Source organism: Pseudomonas sp. LF-5 (assembly GCF_037626295.1).
Lineage (GTDB): Bacteria > Pseudomonadota > Gammaproteobacteria > Pseudomonadales > Pseudomonadaceae > Aquipseudomonas > Aquipseudomonas monsensis.
The window spans coordinates 126741-146322 of the sequence record NZ_JARKMT010000012.1 but is presented as its reverse complement, the minus strand read 5'-3'; the positions used below and the strand labels follow the sequence as shown (position 1 = coordinate 146322).

The following is a 19582-nucleotide window of genomic DNA, read 5'->3' as shown; positions in this document are numbered from 1 at the left end:
TTCCCATGTTGACCATCGCACTGTCCAAGGGCCGAATCCTTGACGACACCCTGCCGCTTCTCGCCGAAGCGGGCATCGTGCCGACCGAGAATCCGGACAAGAGCCGCAAGCTGATCATCCCCACGACCCAGGACGACGTTCGTCTGCTGATCGTGCGCGCCACTGACGTGCCGACCTATGTCGAGCATGGCGCGGCCGACCTCGGCGTGGCCGGCAAGGACGTGCTGATGGAATACAGCGGCCAGGGCCTTTACGAGCCACTGGACTTGCAGATTGCCCAGTGCAAGCTGATGACCGCCGGCAAGATTGGCGCAGCTGAGCCTAAAGGCCGTCTGCGCGTGGCGACCAAGTTCGTCAACGTTGCCAAGCGTTACTACGCCGAACAGGGCCGTCAGGTCGACATCATCAAGCTCTACGGCTCGATGGAGCTGGCACCGCTGATTGGTCTGGCCGACAAGATCATCGACGTGGTCGATACCGGCAACACCCTGCGCGCCAACGGCCTGGAACCTCAGGAACTGATCGCCACGATCAGCTCGCGCCTGGTGGTCAACAAGGCTTCGATGAAGATGCAGCACGCCCGGATCCAGGCGTTGATCGATACCCTGCGCAAGGCAGTGGAATCGCGACACCGCGGCTGATGTACCTGCGCGACCTTGAGTCGCGCCCGTCTATCCGCCTCATAGCCAGAATCTCAGGTGCCCAAGCGGAAACGACTGCTAAGTTAGGGCGCCTGAGTTTTTGCCATTCCTATGAGGCTCTCGCTATGACCGCACCGACTGCAATTCGCCGACTCAACGCTGCTGACCCGGATTTCGCGCATCATCTGGATCATCTGCTGAGCTGGGAAAGTGTGTCTGACGACTCGGTCAATCAGCGCGTGCTGGACATCATCAAGGCTGTGCGCGAGCGCGGTGATGCGGCGCTGGTCGAGTTCACCCAGAAATTCGACGGCCTTGAAGTCGCCTCGATGGCTGACCTGATCCTGCCGCGCGAGCGCCTGGAGCTGGCCCTGACCCGCATCACCGTGGCGCAACGCGAAGCGCTGGAAAAAGCCGCAGCGCGCGTGCGCAGCTACCACGAAAAACAGAAACAGGACTCCTGGAGCTACACCGAAGCCGACGGTACGGTGCTGGGCCAGAAGGTCACGCCACTGGATCGTGCCGGCCTCTACGTGCCGGGCGGCAAGGCGTCGTACCCGTCGTCGGTGCTGATGAACGCGATTCCGGCCAAGGTCGCCGGCGTGAACGAAGTGGTCATGGTCGTGCCGACCCCGCGCGGTGAAATCAATGAGCTGGTGCTGGCGGCGGCGTGCATCGCCGGCGTCGACCGGGTATTCACCATCGGCGGTGCGCAGGCGGTTGCCGCGCTGGCTTACGGCACCGAAAGCGTGCCGCAAGTGGACAAGGTCGTCGGCCCGGGCAACATCTATGTCGCCACCGCCAAGCGCCACGTGTTCGGTCAGGTTGGTATCGACATGATTGCCGGCCCGTCCGAGATTCTCGTGGTGTGCGACGGCCAGACCGATCCGGACTGGATCGCCATGGACCTGTTCTCCCAGGCCGAACACGACGAAGACGCCCAGGCGATTCTGGTCAGCCCCGACGCCGGGTTCCTCGACAAGGTGGCCGCGAGCATCGACAAGCTGCTGCCGACCATGGACCGCGCGACCATCATCGAAACCTCGATCAACGGTCGCGGCGCGCTGATTCACGTGCGTGACATGGCGCAAGCCATCGAAGTCGCCAACCGCATCGCCCCGGAGCACCTGGAGCTGTCGGTGGCCGACCCGCAGGCCTGGCTGCCGCAGATCCGTCACGCCGGCGCGATCTTCATGGGCCGTCACACCTCCGAGGCGCTGGGCGACTATTGCGCCGGCCCGAACCACGTGCTGCCGACCTCCGGCACCGCGCGTTTCTCCTCGCCGCTGGGTGTGTATGACTTCCAGAAACGTTCGTCGATCATCTTCTGCTCCGAAGCCGGTGCTTCCGAGCTGGGCAAGACCGCATCGGTGCTGGCCCGTGGCGAATCCCTGAGCGCGCACGCACGCAGCGCTGAATACCGCATCAAAGACCAAGACTTTCTTCAAGGGCAAGGGGAATGAACATGAGTAAATTCTGGAGCCCGTTCGTCAAGGATCTGGTGCCTTACGTGCCAGGCGAGCAGCCGAAGCTGACCAGACTGGTCAAGCTCAACACCAACGAAAACCCCTACGGCCCGTCGCCAAAAGCCCTGGCGGCGATGCAGACCGAACTCAACGACAACCTGCGTCTGTACCCGGACCCGAACAGCGATCTGCTGAAAACCGCCGTCGCCAACTACTACGGCGTGCAGAGCAATCAGGTGTTCCTCGGCAACGGTTCGGACGAAGTGCTGGCGCACATCTTCCACGGTCTGCTGCAACACGAGCAGCCACTGCTGTTCCCGGATATCAGCTACAGCTTCTATCCGGTGTATTGCGGTCTGTACGGCATCCAGTTCGATGCCGTGCCGCTGGACGCGCAGTTCCAGATCAACCCGGCGGACTACGCCAAGCCGAACGGCGGGATCATTTTCCCGAACCCGAACGCGCCGACCGGTTGCCTGCTGGCACTGGAGGCGGTCGAGCAGATTCTGAAGGCCAGCCCGGATTCGGTGGTGGTCGTGGATGAGGCGTACATCGACTTCGGCGGCGAGACGGCGATCAGTCTGGTTGACCGTTATCCGAACCTGCTGGTAACGCAGACGCTGTCCAAGTCGCGCTCGCTGGCCGGGCTGCGCGTGGGTCTGGCGGTGGGGCATCCAGATCTGATCGAAGCGCTGGAGCGGATCAAGAACAGCTTCAACTCTTATCCGCTGGATCGCCTGGCGATTGTCGGTGCGGCAGCAGCGTTCGAAGATCGCGAGTATTTCGACAAGACTTGCCGTCTGGTGATCGAGAGCCGCGAGTGGGTGATCGCGCAATTGCAGGCCAAGGGTTTTGAAGTGTTGCCGTCGGCGGCCAACTTCATTTTTGCGCGGCACCCGCAGCATGATGCGGCGGGTCTGGCAGCGAAGTTGCGTGAGCAGGGCGTGATTGTGCGGCACTTCAAGCAGGAGCGGATTGCGCAGTTCCTGCGGATTTCGATCGGTACGCCGGAGCAGAACCAGGCGCTGATCGTTGGGCTTGGCGAGCTCTAAAAGCAAAGCCCTCACCCTGACCCTCTCCCAAAGGGAGAGGGGACTGATTGCGGGATATTGCAGAGTTTCGCCGACGTGAAAGTGCTGTGCCGAATCCCTAATCGACTTGATCTTTCAGGTCGATGTATCCCGCAAGACAACCCGGTCGGCCCTCTTTCTCGAAGGGAGAGGGGACTGACTGCGGGATATTGCAGAGTTTCGCCGAGGTAAAAGTGCTGTACCGAATCCATAATCGGCTTGATCTTTCAGGTCGATGTATCCCGCAAGACAACCCGGTCGGCCCTCTTTCCCGAAGGGAGAGGGGACTGATTGCGGGATATTGCAGAGTTTCGCCGACGTGAAAGTGCTGTGCCGAATCCCTAATCGACTTGATCTTTCAGGTCGATGTATCCCGCAAGACAACCCGGTCGGCCCCCTCTCCCTCCGGGAGAGGGTTGGGGTGAGGGTCGGCTTTTATTCGTGATGCGGTTCGCCAAGGAACGTCAGCGAACTGAACAGGCCACGACTGTCCACTTCAGCGCTGTCCTTGACCGGCACTTCCACCTGCGCCGCAATCACATTCAACCCTTCATTCCTCACCAACACCTGCGCACGTCCGTCTTTGTCGGTCTCGATGCTCAGCGTGTTCGGCGCACTGCGATAATCACCGATCAACTTCACGCCCGCTGCCGGTTTGCCATCGAGCAATACCCGCACCGGCAATGATTTGCCCGGGCCAACGGTCAGCGGATCGACCTCCGGCAAAATCAGCAACCTGATTTGATCGAGCTTGGGCAACTTTGCCCCCGGCTGGTAAATCGCCAAGCTGTATTTGAACGTCTCGGTCGCCTCGACCGCCCCTGGTATTTTACTGCGCCCTTCGTTGATCCACTTCTTGTCAGCCGTCTGCGACCACATCCCGTTGTTCAGCGCCACGGCCATCACCGCCGGCGACTTCAAGGGTTTCAAGCGTGCATGGTCCGCCAGGCGCTCGACGCTGACCGGGATCATCTTGCCGCCCGCGTCATAGGCCCAGGCGCCGCTGATTTTCTGCGCCTTGAACGCGTTGTCTTCGGCGCCATGGCCGTAGATCACTTCGATATTGCCACGGCGTTGTTCCGTCCACAGGCCGTGGGCCGAGACCTGGCCGGCGAACAGCGCGGCGATGAGCACAAGGGTTTTGCCGTATTGCATGGGGACTTCCTTTTACAGGTTGAGAGTCAGGCTGACAGTGAAATTGCGCGGTTCGCCGGGGTTGACCCAGTAGTTGCTGTAGGCGCGCTCGTAGTACTTTTCGTCAAAGAGGTTGTTCAGGTTCAGGCCGACGGTGACGGTGTCGCTGGCCTTGTAATGGGCCAGCAGGTCGACGGTGTGGTAGGCCGGCAATTCGAAGTCGCTGCCGGCTTCACCGGAACGGTCGCCGACGTAGGTGAACGCCGCGCCGACGTCCGAGCCGCGCAGGTGGCCGTCCTGAAACTCGTACACACCCAGCAGACTGCCGCTGCGTTTAGCCACGCCGAGAATGCGGCTGCCGGTGGGAATCACCGCGTCACCCTGAGTGACTTCGGCATCAATGTAGGCGAAGGCGCCAATTACCCGCACGGCGTCGGTCACTTGCCCGGTGACCTGCCAATCGAACCCGCGACTGCGCGCCTTGCCCATCGCGCGGCTGCTGTCGGTAGCCGGGTCGAGGGCGAGGACGTTTTCCTTGTCGATGTGGAAGAAGGCAAGGGTGCTGCTCAGGCGTTCGTCGAACAGCTCGTTCTTGATGCCGATTTCATAACCGACACCTTCTTCCGGATCGAATGATTTGCCGGAAGCGTCGAGCCCATTGTTTGGTTTGAACGAGGTCGATGCGTTGGCGAACAGGCCGGTATCCGGCGTCACTTGATAGAGCAGGCCGGCGCGTTGGGTGAGGGTGTCGTGACGTTGGTGGCTGGTGGCATTGCGGCTGCGATCATTGATGTGTTGATCGAAATGTTCAAAACGCGCGCCGATCATCCCGCGCAGCTTGTCGGTGAAAACAATTTGATCCTGCAGGTTCAGCGCCTGGCTCTCGACGTGCTCGAAAAAGTCGCTGCCTGAGCGCGCGCCGTCGGGTTTCGCCTGGCCGTAGATCGGTTTATAGATGTCGATGGCGTACGGGCGGCCGGCGATGGTGGTGACGCGTTCGTTCTTGCGGAAGTTTTCATACTCGGTACCGATCAGCAGTTCGTGCTGCCAGGGGCCGAGGTCGAACAGTCCGCGCAGTTCCAGTTGGGTGATGCTGTCGTGCCAGTTGGTGTCGCGTTCGCGATAACGGCGGTTGACGGTATGGCCATCGGCGTTCAGCGGTCGGCTTTCGGACGCGTCGCCCCAGAGCTTGCCTTCCTTGTAATGGCTGGCCAGACGCAGTTTCCAGCGGTCGTCGAGGTGATGCTCGAGTGTCGCCTGCAGCAGGTTGTTATGGTTGGCGATGTTGCCGTCGTTCGGTTCGCCGAGGAAGGTCGAGCGCGAGACGCCGCTCCATTTGTTGTTCGGCGCCACGATGCCGCGATCAAAGGTGGAGCTGTGACGGACGATTTCGCTTTCCACCAGCAGTGACGTGTCGGGGTTCAGTTGCCAACTGATCGAGGGGGCGACAAACACGCGCTGGCTGTCGACGTGATCGCGAAAGCTGTGGTTGTCCTCGACGGCGAGGTTGACCCGCGACAGCACGTCACCCTGTTCATCGAGCGGGGTGTTGACGTCCAGTGCGCTGCGATAACGGTCCCAACTGCCAGCGCTGGTTTGCAGCGTCGTGAAGGCTTGCGGCTGCGGTTTCTTGGTGACGATGTTCACCGTGCCGCCCGGATCGCCACGGCCGTACAGGCTGGCAGCCGGGCCTTTGAGCACTTCAATGCGCTCGATGTTGGCGGCGTCCGGCGTGCTCGGATAACCGCGGTTGGCGCTGAAACCGTCCTTGTAAAACTCCGAAGTGGTGAAACCGCGCACGCTGTATTCGTAAAGCGTCAGACCGCCGAAGTTGTTTTGCTTCGAGACGCCGCCGGCAAAATCCAGTGCGCGTTCGACGCTGCTGCTGCCCAGATCCTTGAGCACGCTGGCCGGTATCACGCTGATCGCTTGCGGAATGTCGCGGATCGCGGTGTCGGTTTTCGTCGCGCTCGACGACCGCGTGGCACGATAGCCCTTGACCGGGTCGGTGGCTGATTCGTAGTCGGAGGTGACGCTGATGGCGTCGAGTTCGAGCGGTTGCGGTTCTTCGGCGAAGACCGGATCGCCCAGCAAGCCAAGGGGTAGACCCAGGGTCAGACGGAGCAGGGAGGCCCTTTTTCGAGACGACATGTTATGTTGTTCCAATTGTTCAATTGAAACAATATAACATGCCTGTTGAGAATGTCTGCTATTCGCGCCGTTGGCGCGAACAATCTCTTACCCTTCTTTTTCCTGCGCCGGTGCCGGTGGTGGGCGCAGGCCGATTTCAGCGGTGAGCTTCAGCTCTTTGCCGTTGCGCATGACCTGGATGGTCACCTTGTCGGTCGGCTTGATCCGCGCGACCTGGTTCATTGACTTGCGGCCATCTCCGGCCGGTTCGCCATCAATGCTCAGAATCACGTCACCCAACTGCAGGCCAGCTTTCTGCGCCGGGCCATCGCGGAAAATCCCCGCGACCACAATCCCCGGGCGTCCCGACAGGCCAAACGATTCGGCCAGTTCCTGAGTCAGCGGCTGCACTTCAATCCCCAGCCAGCCACGAATCACCTGGCCGTGCTCGATGATCGACTTCATCACTTCCATCGCCAGTTTCACCGGAATGGCAAAACCGATGCCCTGCGAGCCGCCGGACTTGGAGAAGATCGCCGTGTTGATGCCGGTCAGGTTGCCGTTGGCATCCACCAGCGCACCGCCGGAGTTGCCCGGGTTGATCGCGGCGTCGGTCTGGATGAAGTCTTCGTAGTTGTTCAGGCCCAGCTGATTGCGCCCGGTGGCGCTGATGATGCCCATCGTCACCGTCTGGCCGACGCCGAACGGGTTGCCGATGGCCAGCGCGACGTCACCGATGCGAATGTTGTCGGAGCGACCGATAGTGATCGCCGGCAGGTTTTTCAGATCAATCTTGAGCACGGCGAGGTCGGTTTCCGGATCGCTGCCGATCACCCGGGCCAATGTCTCGCGACCATCCTTGAGCGCCACGACAATCTGATCCGCGCCGCTGGTGACGTGGTTGTTGGTCAGAATGTAGCCTTCCGGGCTCATGATCACGCCGGAACCGAGGCTCGACTCCATGCGCTTCTGCTTGGGCGAGTTGTCACCGAAGAAACGCCGGAACTGTGGGTCTTCAAACAGCGGATGCGCGGGTTTGTTGATGACTTTGGTGGTGTAAAGGTTGACCACCGACGGCGCGGCGATGGTCACCGCATCGGCGTAGGACACCGGCCCTTGCTGCACGCTGGTGGTTTGCGGGGCCTGTTGCAGGTTGACGTCGAGGCTCGGGAGCCCGACCCACTGCGGGTAACGTTGAATAATCAACAGAGCGATAAGCACACCGGCCAACAGCGGCCAGCCGAAAAAACGCAGCGCCTTGAGCATTAAGCACGTCCTGGAAAAGTTGCAGGCGGGGTCAGACCGCCCATAATGTCGCGCATTATACGAGGCCGCGCGCGCCTCTGAACGGGATATTTAGGAGTCTTTCATGGCCGTTGCCCTCAGCACCCTCGTTGAAGAAGCCGACCGTTACCTTGGCAGTGCGAAAATTGCCGATTATTGCCCCAACGGCCTGCAGGTCGAAGGCCGGCCACAGGTGATGCGCATTGTCAGCGGCGTCACCGCCAGTCAGGCATTGCTCGATGCCGCCGTCGAAGCCGAGGCCGATCTGATACTGGTGCACCACGGTTACTTCTGGAAGGGCGAGAACCCCTGCATCACCGGCATGAAGCAGCGTCGCTTGAAGACCTTGCTCAAGCACGACATCAGTCTGCTCGCCTACCACTTGCCGCTGGACCTGCACCCGGAGGTCGGCAACAACGTGCAACTGGCGCGGCAACTGGACATCACCGTCGAAGGGCCGCTGGACCCGGACAACCTGAAGATTGTCGGCCTGGTCGGGTCGTTGAACGAACCCATGACCCCGCGTGATTTCGCCCGCAAGGTAAAAGACGTCATGGGCCGTGAACCGCTGCTGATCGAAGGCAGCCCGATGATTCGTCGGGTCGGCTGGTGCACCGGCGGCGGGCAGGGCTATATCGATCAGGCGGTCGCGGCAGGTGTTGACCTGTATCTGAGCGGTGAAGCGTCCGAGCAGACCTTCCACAGCGCCCGCGAGAACGACATCAGCTTTATCGCCGCCGGTCATCACGCCACCGAACGCTACGGCGTACAGGCCTTGGGCGACTATCTGGCGAAACGCTTCGCCGTCGAACACATCTTCATCGACTGCCCCAACCCGATCTGATGAACTCCGCATTTCTCCTGTAGGACTGAGCCTGCTCGCGATAGCGTTGTCGCTTTCGACATAGCGCTGACTGACACACCGCTATCGCGAGCAGGCTCGCTCCTAAAGGGGCGCGCGCGCCCAAACGAGTGGGCATATTCATATGCCCTTTCGTTCTAGCTTGCGCCCTGATTAGAAGAAGGACGCTGTGCTAGGATTCCCCGCTCGAACACGGCCCGCTGGCCGTTCATAAGAAAGCTTTCGTGAGTAGCCATGGTCGACAAACTGACGCATCTGAAACAGCTGGAGGCGGAAAGCATCCACATCATCCGCGAGGTGGCCGCCGAGTTCGATAACCCGGTGATGCTGTACTCCATCGGTAAAGACTCCGCCGTGATGCTGCACCTGGCACGCAAGGCGTTCTTCCCGGGCAAACTGCCGTTTCCGGTGATGCACGTCGACACCCGCTGGAAATTCCAGGAGATGTACAAGTTCCGCGACAAGATGGTCGAAGAACTGGGCCTGGACCTGATCACCCACATCAACCCCGATGGCGTGGCACAGAACATCAATCCGTTCACCCACGGCAGCGCCAAGCACACCGACATCATGAAGACCGAGGGCCTGAAACAGGCGCTCGACAAGCATGGTTTCGACGCAGCCTTCGGCGGTGCCCGTCGCGATGAAGAGAAATCCCGCGCCAAAGAGCGCGTGTACTCGTTCCGCGACAGCAAGCACCGCTGGGACCCGAAAAACCAGCGTCCGGAGCTGTGGAACGTCTACAACGGCAAGGTCAACAAGGGCGAATCCATTCGTGTGTTCCCGTTGTCGAACTGGACCGAACTGGACATCTGGCAGTACATCTACCTCGAAGGCATCCCGATCGTGCCGCTGTACTTCGCCGCCGAACGCGAAGTGATCGAGAAGAACGGTACGCTGATCATGATCGACGACGACCGTATCCTCGAACACCTGTCCGATGAGGACAAGGCACGCATCGTCAAAAAGAAAGTGCGTTTCCGCACCCTTGGCTGCTACCCGTTGACGGGCGCGGTAGAGTCCGAGGCCGAAAGCCTGACGGACATCATTCAGGAAATGCTCCTGACGCGAACTTCCGAGCGCCAGGGCCGGGTCATCGACCACGATGGCGCAGGCTCGATGGAAGATAAAAAACGTCAAGGCTATTTCTAAGGGGCTGTCATGTCGCACGCATCTGATTTGATCAGCGAGGACATCCTCGCCTACCTGGGCCAGCACGAGCGTAAAGAGCTGCTGCGCTTTTTGACCTGCGGTAACGTCGATGACGGCAAGAGCACCCTGATCGGGCGCCTGCTGCACGACTCCAAGATGATCTACGAAGATCACCTGGAAGCCATCACCCGTGATTCGAAGAAAGTCGGCACCACCGGTGACGACATCGACCTGGCGTTGCTGGTCGACGGTCTGCAGGCCGAGCGTGAGCAGGGCATCACCATTGATGTCGCCTACCGCTATTTCTCCACCGCCAAACGCAAATTCATCATCGCCGACACCCCCGGCCATGAGCAGTACACCCGCAACATGGCCACCGGTGCGTCCACCTGTGACCTGGCGATCATCCTCGTCGATGCGCGTTACGGCGTGCAGACCCAGACCCGTCGCCACAGCTTCATCGCGTCCCTGCTGGGCATCAAACACATCGTCGTCGCCATCAACAAGATGGACCTCAAGGACTTCGATGAAGGCGTGTTCGAGTCGATCAAGGCTGATTACCTGAAGTTCGCCGAAGGCTTGAAGATGAAGCCGACCAGCATGCACTTCGTGCCGATGTCGGCGCTGAAGGGCGACAACGTGGTGAACAAGTCCGAGCGCTCGCCGTGGTACACCGGCCAGTCGCTGATGGAAATCCTCGAGACCGTGGAAGTGGCGGGCGACCGCAACTTCACCGATCTGCGTTTCCCGGTGCAGTACGTCAACCGTCCGAACCTGAACTTCCGCGGTTTCGCCGGCACCCTCGCCAGCGGCATCGTCAAGAAGGGCGACGAAGTGGTGGTGCTGCCGTCGGGCAAGAGCAGCCGCGTGAAATCCATCGTCACCTTCGAAGGTGAACTGGAGCACGCCGGCCCGGGTCAAGCGGTGACGCTGACCATGGAAGACGAAATCGACATCTCCCGTGGCGACCTGTTGGTGCATGCCGACAACGTGCCGCCGGTCACCGACAGCTTCGAAGCGATGCTGGTGTGGATGGCTGAAGAGCCGATGCTGCCGGGCAAGAAATACGACATCAAGCGCGCTACCAGTTACGTGCCGGGCTCGATCGCCAGCATCGTCAACAAGGTCGACGTCAACACCTTGGAAGAAGGCCCGGCGAGCGCGTTGCAGCTCAACGAAATCGGCAAGGTGAAGATCGCGCTCGACGCGCCGATCGCCCTCGACGGTTACGAGAGCAACCGCACCACTGGCGCCTTCATCGTCATCGACCGTTTGACCAATGGCACCGTCGGCGCGGGCATGATCGTTGCTCAGCCAGTGACGCATGGCACTGCCACGCATCACGGCAAACTCGCCCATGTTGCCACCGAAGAACGCGCTCAGCGTTTCGGTCAGCAGCCGGCCACCGTGTTGTTCAGCGGTTTGTCGGGCGCGGGCAAAAGCACGCTGGCCTATGCGGTCGAGCGTAAGTTGTTCGACATGGGCCGGGCGGTGTTTGTACTGGATGGTCAGAATCTGCGTCATGACCTCAACAAAGGTCTGCCGCAGGATCGCGCCGGTCGCACCGAGAACTGGCGCCGTGCCGCGCATGTCGCGCGTCAGTTCAACGAAGCCGGTCTGCTGACCCTGGCAGCGTTCGTCGCGCCAAGCGCTGAAGGTCGCGAGCAGGCCAAGGAGCTGATCGGCAAGGATCGTCTGCTGACGGTCTACGTGCAGGCCTCGCCGGCCGTGTGTGCCGAACGTGATCCGCAGGGTCTGTATGCCGCCGGTGGCGACAACATCCCGGGCGAATCCTTCCCGTACGACGTGCCGCTGAACGCCGACCTGGTGATCGACACCCAGTCGCTGTCGCTGGAAGAAAGCGTCAAGCAAGTGCTGGATCTGCTGCGCAAGCGTGGCGCGATCTAAGCGCTTAGTCGGAAAAAAGAAACCCGCAGACGAGTGATTGTCTGCGGGTTTTTTATTGCCTTGAGATTGCTATCGCTGGCGAGCCAGCTCCCACAGGGATTTTCAGCACACTCAAATATTGTGTAAGGCAGAGAAACCTGTGGGAGCTGGCTTGCCAGCGATGAGGCCGGAAAAGGCGCCTCAAGACCTCGCTGGGTATTCGCGGTGCATCTGTTCGAGCAATGCATCCTTGTCCAGCCAAAGCTGATTGATCCAGCCCTGAAACTGCAGGCGATATTCGCCGTCCTGGTCGTAGTTCTTGCCAATGAATTGCTGCGGAATCTGCAGTTCTTCAAAGTGCACCACCACATCGCGCACATTGCCGCAGAGCAAATCCCAGAACCCCGGACGGCCGGCCGGGTAGTGGATGGTCACGTTGACGATCGACTCCAGTTGTTCACCCATCGCATCCAGCACAAAGGCGATCCCGCCAGCCTTGGGCTTGAGCAAATATTTGAACGGCGACTGCTGCTGCGCATGCTTGCCTTCAGTGAAGCGCGTGCCCTCGACGAAGTTGAAAATCCCCACCGGATTGTCGCGAAACTTCGCGCAGGTCTTGCGTGTGGTTTCCAGGTCTTTGCCTTTCTTTTCCGGGTGCTTTTCCAGGTAGGCCTTGGAGTAGCGCTTCATGAACGGAAAGCCCAGCGCCCACCACGCGAGACCGATCACCGGAACCCAGATCAACTCCTGCTTGAGGAAGAACTTCAGCGGTTGGATCTTGCGGTTGAGCACGTATTGCAGCACCAGAATGTCGACCCAGCTCTGGTGGTTGCTGGTGATCAGGTACGAGTGCTGGTAGTCCAGGCCTTGCAGGCCGCTGATATGCCAGCGCGTGCGCCGTACCAGGTTCATCCAGGCCTTGTTGTTACTGATCCAGGCTTCGTGGGTGTGGCTCATCAGCCACAACGAGGCGCGTCGTGCGAGGTCGAACGGCAGCACTTTGATCAGCGCCACGCAGAACAGAAACGAGCACAGCAGAATTGTATTGAGTGCCAACAGCAGCGAGGCGATCACACCGCGCAACGGTGCAGGGAGAAAGTCCAGCATTTACACATCCATAGGTCGGTTGGCGGCTTGAATCGCGGTCAGGGCGATGGTGTAGACGATGTCATCGACCTGCGCGCCGCGCGGCAGATCGTTCACCGGTTTGCGCAGGCCTTGCAGCATCGGGCCGAGGCTGACGCAATCGGCGCTGCGCTGCACGGCTTTGTGCGTGGTGTTGCCGGTGTTCAGGTCAGGGAACACGAACACCGTGGCGCGACCGGCCACTTGACTGTTCGGCGCCAGTTGCCGGGCAACATCGGCGTTGGCGGCGGCGTCGTATTGCAGTGGGCCGTCGATCAGCAACGAGTGCTGTTGTTCGTGGGCGAGCAGGGTGGCCTCACGGACTTTCTCGACTTCTTCACCGCTGGCCGATTCGCCGCTGGAATAGCTGATCATCGCCACGCGCGGGGTGATGCCGAAGGCCGCTGCCGAGTCGGCGCTTTGCAGGGCGATCTCGGCCAGTTCCGCAGCGCTTGGGTGCGGGTTCATCACACAGTCGCCGTAGACCAGCACTTCTTCAGGAAAGAGCATGAAGAACACCGACGACACCAGCGTGCAGCCCGGTGCTGTTTTAATCAGCTGCAGGGCCGGGCGGATGGTGTTGGCGGTGGTGTTGATCACCCCGGACACCAGCCCGTCGACTTCATCGAGGGCGAGCATCATGGTGCCGATCACCACGGTGTCTTCCAGTTGCTGTTCGGCCATCGGTGCGTTGAGGCTTTTGCTCTTGCGCAAGGCAACCATTGGTTCGACGTAACGCTCGCGAATCAGATCCGGATCGAGGATTTCCAGCCCCGGCGGCAACACGATGCCTTGGGCGCGCGCCACGGCTTCGACGTCTGCAGGTTTTGCCAGCAACACGCAACGGGCGATCCCGCGTTCCTGGCAGATCGCCGCTGCCTGCACGGTGAGCGGTTCGCTGCCTTCGGGCAGGACGATGCGTTTGTTCGCCGCTTGCGCATGCTGGATCAACTGATAGCGGAACACCGCCGGCGACAGGCGCATTTCCCGTGGGGTGCCGCAACGCTGGTGCAGCCACTTGGCATCGAGATGGCTGGCGACGAAATCGGTGATGATCTCCGCGCGCTCGCGGTCATCAATCGGGATTTCCTTGTTCAGGCCGTTGAGCAGGTTGGCGGTGTCGTACGAGCCGGTGCTCACCGACAACACCGGCAGACCGGCCTGCAACGCGCCACGGCACAAGTCCATGATGCGCGGATCGGGCAGGGTGTCGCTGGTCAGCAGCAGGCCGGCCAGCGGCACGCCGTTGATCGCCGCGAGGCTGACGGCGAGGATGATGTCGTCGCGATCGCCCGGGGTCACCACCAGCACGCCGGGCTTGAGCAGCTCGACGGTGTTGCGCATGGTCCGTGCGCAAATGATGATTTTGGTCATGCGCCGGGTTTCGTAGTCGCCGGCGTTGAGCACTTGTGCGCCCATCAGATCGGCGACGTCGCGGGTGCGCGGCGCGTTGAGTTCCGGCTGAAACGGAATGCAGCCGAGCAGGCGGAAATCACCGCTGCGCAGCAACGGCGAATGTTCCTTCAGACGTGCGGCGAAGGCGTCCATGCTCTCCTCGGTCTTGACCTTGTTGAGGATCACGCCAAGGACTTTCGGATCCTTCGGGCCACCGAACAATTGCGCCTGCAACTCGACGCGGCCGGACAGTTCGGCGAGCACTTCGTTTTCCGGCGCCGAGACCAGAATCACCTCGGCATCCAGGCTCTTGGCCAGGTGCAGGTTGACCCGCGCGGCGTAACTGGCGCTGCGCGTCGGCACCATGCCTTCGACGACCAGCACGTCCTTGCCGACGGCGGCTTGCTGATAGAGGGCGATGATTTCTTCGAGCAGTTCATCGAGCTGCCCATCGCCCAGCATGCGCTCGACGTGGGCCAGGCCTAAGGGTTGCGGCGGTTTCAGGCCGTGGGTGCGCGCCACCAGTTCAGTGGAGCGCTCGGGGCCGGTGTCGCCCGGGTGCGGCTGGGCAATCGGTTTGAAGAAGCCGACCTTCAGCCCGGCGCGCTCAAGCGTACGTACCAGCCCGAGGCTGATGGAGGTCAGACCCACACCAAAATCGGTGGGCGCGATAAAAAAAGTTTGCATGCGGATTCTCTAAGGGTGCATGGCAATGGCGATCATCTATCTCTGACAATCTGCCGAAATTCAGTTGCCAAGGTTATCGCTAACCACGCCTTGTGCGCACCAACCGCAGGCAAAGGGTTGGCCTATTTTTTCAATACGTTGCGCCGGGTCGAGCACCCACGCCCGTGATTGCCACGGCGGCTGGTGACGCAGGTGTTGCGTGTGGCCGCAGGAAAGCTCAACGACCCAATGGCCGTCCTCATCCTGATGGAAGCCGGCAATCGTCGAATCCCGTTTGTCCGGGTTGTGTTCGCTTTCGCGCGATTGCTTCGCTAAACTTGGCCTTTCTATATTCTTATGCAAAAGGTCTCGCCCCATGCTGATCGCCGCCAATAAGGCTGTCTCCATCGACTATACCCTGACCAACGACGCTGGTGAGGTCATCGACAGCTCCGCCGGCGGCGCTCCGCTGGTCTACCTGCAAGGCGCAGGCAACATCATCCCGGGCCTGGAAAAAGCCCTGGAAGGCAAAGCTGTCGGTGACGAGCTGGAAGTCTCCGTCGAGCCGGAAGACGCTTACGGCGAATACGCTGCCGAACTGGTCAGCACCCTGAGCCGCAGCATGTTCGAAGGCGTCGACGAGCTGGAAGTCGGCATGCAGTTCCACGCTTCGGCGCCGGACGGCCAGATGCAGATCGTGACCATCCGTGATCTGGACGGCGATGACGTGACGGTTGACGGCAACCACCCACTGGCCGGTCAGCGCCTGAACTTCAAAGTGAAGGTCGTTGCTGTGCGTGACGCCAGCCAGGAAGAAGTCGCTCATGGCCACGTCCATGGCGAAGGTGGCCATCACCACTGATTTTCTGCGCTAAGCTTCGAGTACTGGAGAGGCGCCTGTGGGCGCCTTTTTAGTCCGCGGCTGTCCTTGGTGGTCTCGCCAAGTGGCTGTTTCGAGTAGAACACGGGAATCCTGGAGTACGTCATGAGTGCTTTTCACGACCTTAAGTTGACAGCCCTGGATGGTCAGGAGCTACCGCTGGCGCCTTTCAAGGGCCAAGTCGTGCTGGTGGTCAACGTCGCCTCCAAATGCGGCTTGACCCCTCAGTACGCGGCGCTGGAAAACCTCTATCAGCAATTCAAGGGCAAGGGCTTCAGTGTGCTGGGCCTGCCGTGCAACCAGTTCGCCGGCCAGGAGCCGGGCACCGAGCAGGAAATCAAAGAGTTCTGCAGCCTCAACTACGGCGTGACGTTTCCTTTGTCGAGCAAGCTCGAAGTCAACGGTCACGATCGTCATCAGCTCTACCGCTTGCTGGCGGGCGAGGGTGCGGAGTTTCCCGGTGACATCACCTGGAATTTCGAAAAGTTTCTGCTCGGCAAGGACGGCCGCGTGCTGGCCCGGTTCTCGCCGCGCACGGCGCCGGATGATCCGACCATCGTTCATGCGATTGAAAAAGCGCTGAGCTGACACAGCAAGATCAAAAGATCGCAGCCTTCGGCGGCGCCTGCAGGGGCCTGCCGGTGCTGCGATCTTTTCGTTTCTGATCCTTGATCACCCAAATCAATAATGCTGTTCAAGGCTTGTAACACTCCATATTATCGCCGTCATAAAGCCATTCCCTGCGGAGTTTCCAATGCCGGTCCAAGCCTTGTTCAAACCGTTCCACCTCGGTGCCCTCGAATTGCCGACCCGCGTGGTCATGGCGCCGATGACTCGCTCGTTTTCCCCGGGCGGCGTACCGAACTCCAAAGTCATCGAGTACTACCGTCGTCGTGCCGCGGCCGGCGTTGGCCTGATCATCACCGAAGGCACCACCGTCGGCCACATTGCCTCCAACGGCTATCCGAACGTGCCGCAATTCTTTGGCGACGCGCCATTGGCCGGCTGGAAGAAGGTCGTCGATGCGGTTCACGCCGAAGGCGGCAAGATTGTTCCGCAACTGTGGCATGTCGGCAGCGTACGTCGTATCGGGACTGAGCCGGATGCCAGCGTGCCGGGTTACGGTCCGTCGGAAAAACTCAAGGACGGTCAGGTCGTGGTGCACGGCATGACTAAACAAGACATTCAGGATGTGATCGCAGCCTTCGCCCAAGCGGCCAAAGACGCCAAAAGCATCGGCATGGACGGCGTGGAGATCCACGGCGCCCACGGTTATCTGATCGACCAGTTCTTCTGGGAAGGCAGCAACCAGCGCACCGATGAATACGGCGGCAGCCTGGCCAACCGTTCGCGTTTCGCCATCGAGCTGATTCAGGCAGTACGTGCAGCGGTCGGTGAAGGCTTCCCGATCATCTTCCGTTTCTCGCAATGGAAACAGCAGGACTACACGGCGCGTCTGGTGCAAACCCCGGAAGCGCTGGGTGAGTTCCTCAAGCCGCTGTCTGACGCTGGCGTGGATATTTTCCATTGCTCGACGCGCCGCTTCTGGGAGCCGGAGTTCGACGGTTCTGAACTGAACCTGGCCGGCTGGACCCGCAAGCTGACTGGCAAGCCGACCATCACCGTTGGCAGCGTCGGCCTGGATGGCGAGTTCCTGCAGTTCATGGTCAACACCGACAAGGTCGCGCAGCCGGCCAGTCTGGAGAATCTGCTGGAGCGTTTGAATAAGGAAGAGTTCGATCTGGTCGCGGTGGGGCGTGCGCTGCTGGTGGATCCGGACTGGGCACAGAAAGTCCGCGAGGGGCGTGAACAGGACATTCTGCCGTTCAGCCGTGAGGCGTTGATGACGCTGGTTTAAGCGGCGCTCTCACTGACCCCTTCGCGAGCAAGCTCGCTCCCACAGGTTTCTCTGCTGTTCACAAAATTTGTGTTCACTGGAGATCCCCTGTGGGAGCGAGCTTGCTCGCGAAGGCGGTTCTAACGTCAGCAAAGAATCAGGGCAATGTTTGCGCATTCGGCACCACTTGCTCCCCCACACAAGCCCCGCGCAAATGCTTTTCAAACTGCTCGATAACCGCCGGCCAGCCCTGGCGACTTGCGTGCTGCCGCGCATTCAGGCGCACACAACGCAACGTCTCTTCTTCCTCCAGTAACCACGCCGCTGCTTCGCAAAAGGCCTGCTCATCGCCGGGCATGGCCAGCACGCCGTTGTAGCCGTGGCGAATATGCTGCGCGGCGGCCGCCTGATCGTAAGCCACCACGCCAAGGCCTGAAGCCAAGGCTTCCAGCACGACATTGCCAAAGGTTTCGGTCAGGCTCGGAAACAGAAACATGTCACCGGATGCATAGTGCGCGGCCAACGCTTCGCCGCGCTGCGAACCGCAGAAAATCGCCTCGGGCAGGTCCTTTTCCAGGGCCGTGCGCTGCGGGCCGTCGCCGACCACGATCATTTTCAGATTGCGCTGTGGATAGGTGCTGCGCAGTTGTTCAAAGCTGCGTTTGAGCAGACCCAGGTTCTTCTCCGGCGCCAGTCGTCCTACGTGAATGACGGCAACGTCGTGCTCGCTCAGTCCCCATTGCTCACGCAGGGCGTTCAGGCGCTTGCTCGGATGAAACAACTGACTGTCGACACCGCGCGACAACAGCGCCAACCGCTCGAAATGCCGCCGCTCCAGTTCCAGGCGCTGGCTGACGCTCGGCACCAACGTCATGGCCGAGCGATTGTGAAACCAGCGCAGATAATGCGTGAGCATCCGCGTCAGCAGACCGAGCCCGTATTGGCTGGTGTATTGCTGGAAATTGGTGTGAAAACCGCTGACCACCGATATCCCCAAACGGCGCGCCGCACGCAGTGCCGACAACCCCAGCGGGCCTTCCGTGGCGATATACAGCACATCGGGGCGCTGACGTTTCCAGCGTCGCAGCAGTTTGTGCATCGACGACTGGCCCCATTGCAGCCCCGGATACCCCGGCAACGGCCAGCCGCGGCAGAGTAGCAGCGCGTCATCTTCACTGCGCTGCGGATCACCGGCCTGACGCGGGCGCACCAGTTCAACCTGGTGGCCGCGCGCGCGCAAGCCATCGCACAAGCGGCCAAGGGTATTGGCCACCCCGTTGATTTCCGGTGGGAAGGTTTCGCTGATCAGAGTGATATGTAGAGCTGTCGTCATGACCTCAGTGTCGACTGAGGCCATGTCGTCATTGTGTCGAGTTGATGATGGATTGATGACAGCCACTGGCCCCGCCGGGCTCAATATTTTCGCCAGTCGGTCGTTACCCTTGATTGAACGTTTGAACCAAGAAAATGGCTATGTCGGAAAATATCTACGCGCCCCCTGAAGCGAATCTGTTGAACGAAGATGTGCAGGCTGCGGGATTTTACGTGGTCGCCCGGTGGAAATTCATTCTGCTGTCGGTGCTCAGTTTTGGCCTGTATTTCTATTATTGGTCGTACAAAAACTGGAGCCTGTACAAACAACGGACGCAGGAAGAGCTGTGGCCAGTGGCGCGCGGTATCTTCTATATATTTTTCGTGCACAGGCTGTATCGCCATGCAGACAAAATCATTCACGACAGCGGCCGAAAATCCAGCTGGGATCTTGAACAGTGGGCAACGGTGTTTGTTGTATTGACGTTGCTTGCAGTGGTGCTCGATAAACTATCGAGCCATTTCGAAGGCTTGTTGTACCTGAGTTTGTTTGCCACGGCACTGCTGCCGCTCAGGGCCTATGTCGCCAGTGAAGGCCAGCAACTGATCAACCTGGCCGCCAACGATCCGCAAGGCTTGGGCAACAACCGCCTGAATGCCTGGAATTTTTTGATCATCGTTCCAGGCATCGCCCTGTGGGCATTGGTGCTGATCGGGACGTGGAGCTTTCTCCACTGAAGCA

General features: G+C 60.4%; 17 protein-coding genes. 10 read left to right on the top strand and 7 right to left on the bottom strand.

Annotated features, from left to right (window positions below):
• The first annotated feature begins 5 nt into the window (after positions 1-5).
• From hisG to hisC, 3 genes are all read left to right on the top strand, one after another.
• Complete coding sequence (gene hisG / locus PseuLF5_RS25150) at positions 6-641, top strand: ATP phosphoribosyltransferase (protein ID WP_123464681.1); 636 nt, start codon at positions 6-8, stop codon at positions 639-641.
• Positions 642-766: 125 nt separating this feature from the next.
• A complete protein-coding gene (gene hisD / locus PseuLF5_RS25145) occupies positions 767-2104 on the top strand; it encodes a histidinol dehydrogenase (protein ID WP_340134930.1) in 1338 nt (445 codons plus the stop codon).
• Positions 2105-2106: 2 nt separating this feature from the next.
• On the top strand, positions 2107-3159 hold the full coding sequence (hisC, locus tag PseuLF5_RS25140) for a histidinol-phosphate transaminase (protein ID WP_123464686.1): 1053 nt from the start codon (positions 2107-2109) through the stop codon (positions 3157-3159).
• Between the two features lie 453 nt (positions 3160-3612).
• Here hisC and PseuLF5_RS25135 read toward each other — a convergent pair whose 3' ends face one another.
• The 3 genes from PseuLF5_RS25135 to algW form a co-directional block, all read right to left on the bottom strand.
• Positions 3613-4332 carry a DUF4198 domain-containing protein gene (locus tag PseuLF5_RS25135; RefSeq protein ID WP_340134929.1) on the bottom strand — a complete coding sequence of 240 codons (720 nt, stop codon included), beginning with the start codon at positions 4330-4332 and terminating at the stop codon, positions 3613-3615.
• 12 nt (positions 4333-4344) lie between these two features.
• Positions 4345-6462, bottom strand: coding sequence for a TonB-dependent siderophore receptor (locus PseuLF5_RS25130; RefSeq protein WP_340134928.1), 2118 nt, complete (start codon positions 6460-6462; stop codon positions 4345-4347).
• A gap of 87 nt (positions 6463-6549) precedes the next feature.
• A complete protein-coding gene (gene algW, locus PseuLF5_RS25125) occupies positions 6550-7707 on the bottom strand; it encodes a Do family serine endopeptidase AlgW (protein WP_123464691.1) in 1158 nt (385 codons plus the stop codon).
• A 103-nt stretch (positions 7708-7810) separates the two neighbouring features.
• Here algW and PseuLF5_RS25120 point away from each other — a divergent pair, with 103 nt between their 5' ends.
• From PseuLF5_RS25120 to cysN, 3 genes are all read left to right on the top strand, one after another.
• Positions 7811-8569 (top strand): Nif3-like dinuclear metal center hexameric protein, encoded by a 759-nt coding sequence (locus PseuLF5_RS25120; RefSeq protein ID WP_222833647.1) that lies wholly within the window; start codon positions 7811-7813, stop codon positions 8567-8569.
• A 252-nt stretch (positions 8570-8821) separates the two neighbouring features.
• Complete coding sequence (gene cysD, locus PseuLF5_RS25115; protein WP_098967227.1) at positions 8822-9739, top strand: sulfate adenylyltransferase subunit CysD; 918 nt, start codon at positions 8822-8824, stop codon at positions 9737-9739.
• A gap of 9 nt (positions 9740-9748) precedes the next feature.
• Positions 9749-11647 carry a sulfate adenylyltransferase subunit CysN gene (gene cysN / locus PseuLF5_RS25110; RefSeq protein ID WP_222833646.1) on the top strand — a complete coding sequence of 633 codons (1899 nt, stop codon included), beginning with the start codon at positions 9749-9751 and terminating at the stop codon, positions 11645-11647.
• A gap of 180 nt (positions 11648-11827) precedes the next feature.
• Here cysN and PseuLF5_RS25105 read toward each other — a convergent pair whose 3' ends face one another.
• From PseuLF5_RS25105 to PseuLF5_RS25095, 3 genes are read right to left on the bottom strand one after another with little or no spacing between them, the layout of a single operon-like run.
• On the bottom strand, positions 11828-12733 hold the full coding sequence (locus PseuLF5_RS25105) for an acyltransferase (protein WP_123464698.1): 906 nt from the start codon (positions 12731-12733) through the stop codon (positions 11828-11830).
• Positions 12734-14833: a phosphate acetyltransferase gene (pta, locus tag PseuLF5_RS25100; protein ID WP_267804465.1), complete on the bottom strand. Its 2100-nt coding sequence runs from the start codon at positions 14831-14833 to the stop codon at positions 12734-12736. It lies immediately after the preceding gene.
• Between the two features lie 60 nt (positions 14834-14893).
• Positions 14894-15220, bottom strand: coding sequence for a DUF3565 domain-containing protein (locus PseuLF5_RS25095; RefSeq protein WP_123465978.1), 327 nt, complete (start codon positions 15218-15220; stop codon positions 14894-14896).
• Between PseuLF5_RS25095 and PseuLF5_RS25090 the strand changes: the two genes are divergently transcribed.
• From PseuLF5_RS25090 to PseuLF5_RS25080, 3 genes are all read left to right on the top strand, one after another.
• Complete coding sequence (locus tag PseuLF5_RS25090) at positions 15189-15674, top strand: FKBP-type peptidyl-prolyl cis-trans isomerase (RefSeq protein ID WP_003221719.1); 486 nt, start codon at positions 15189-15191, stop codon at positions 15672-15674. The genes PseuLF5_RS25095 and PseuLF5_RS25090 overlap by 32 nt on opposite strands.
• Before the next feature lie 123 nt (positions 15675-15797).
• Positions 15798-16280 (top strand): glutathione peroxidase, encoded by a 483-nt coding sequence (locus tag PseuLF5_RS25085; protein WP_123464702.1) that lies wholly within the window; start codon positions 15798-15800, stop codon positions 16278-16280.
• 166 nt (positions 16281-16446) lie between these two features.
• Entirely contained in the window at positions 16447-17550 is a 1104-nt protein-coding gene (locus PseuLF5_RS25080) for an NADH:flavin oxidoreductase (RefSeq protein ID WP_123464704.1), read from the top strand.
• Positions 17551-17686: 136 nt separating this feature from the next.
• On the opposite strand, the gene PseuLF5_RS25075 is transcribed toward PseuLF5_RS25080, so the two are convergent.
• Positions 17687-18886, bottom strand: a complete 1200-nt coding sequence (locus tag PseuLF5_RS25075; RefSeq protein ID WP_123464706.1) for a glycosyltransferase family 4 protein — start codon at positions 18884-18886, stop codon at positions 17687-17689.
• A gap of 116 nt (positions 18887-19002) precedes the next feature.
• Here PseuLF5_RS25075 and PseuLF5_RS25070 point away from each other — a divergent pair, with 116 nt between their 5' ends.
• Positions 19003-19578 (top strand): hypothetical protein, encoded by a 576-nt coding sequence (locus PseuLF5_RS25070; RefSeq protein ID WP_340134927.1) that lies wholly within the window; start codon positions 19003-19005, stop codon positions 19576-19578.
• Positions 19579-19582 lie beyond the last annotated feature (4 nt).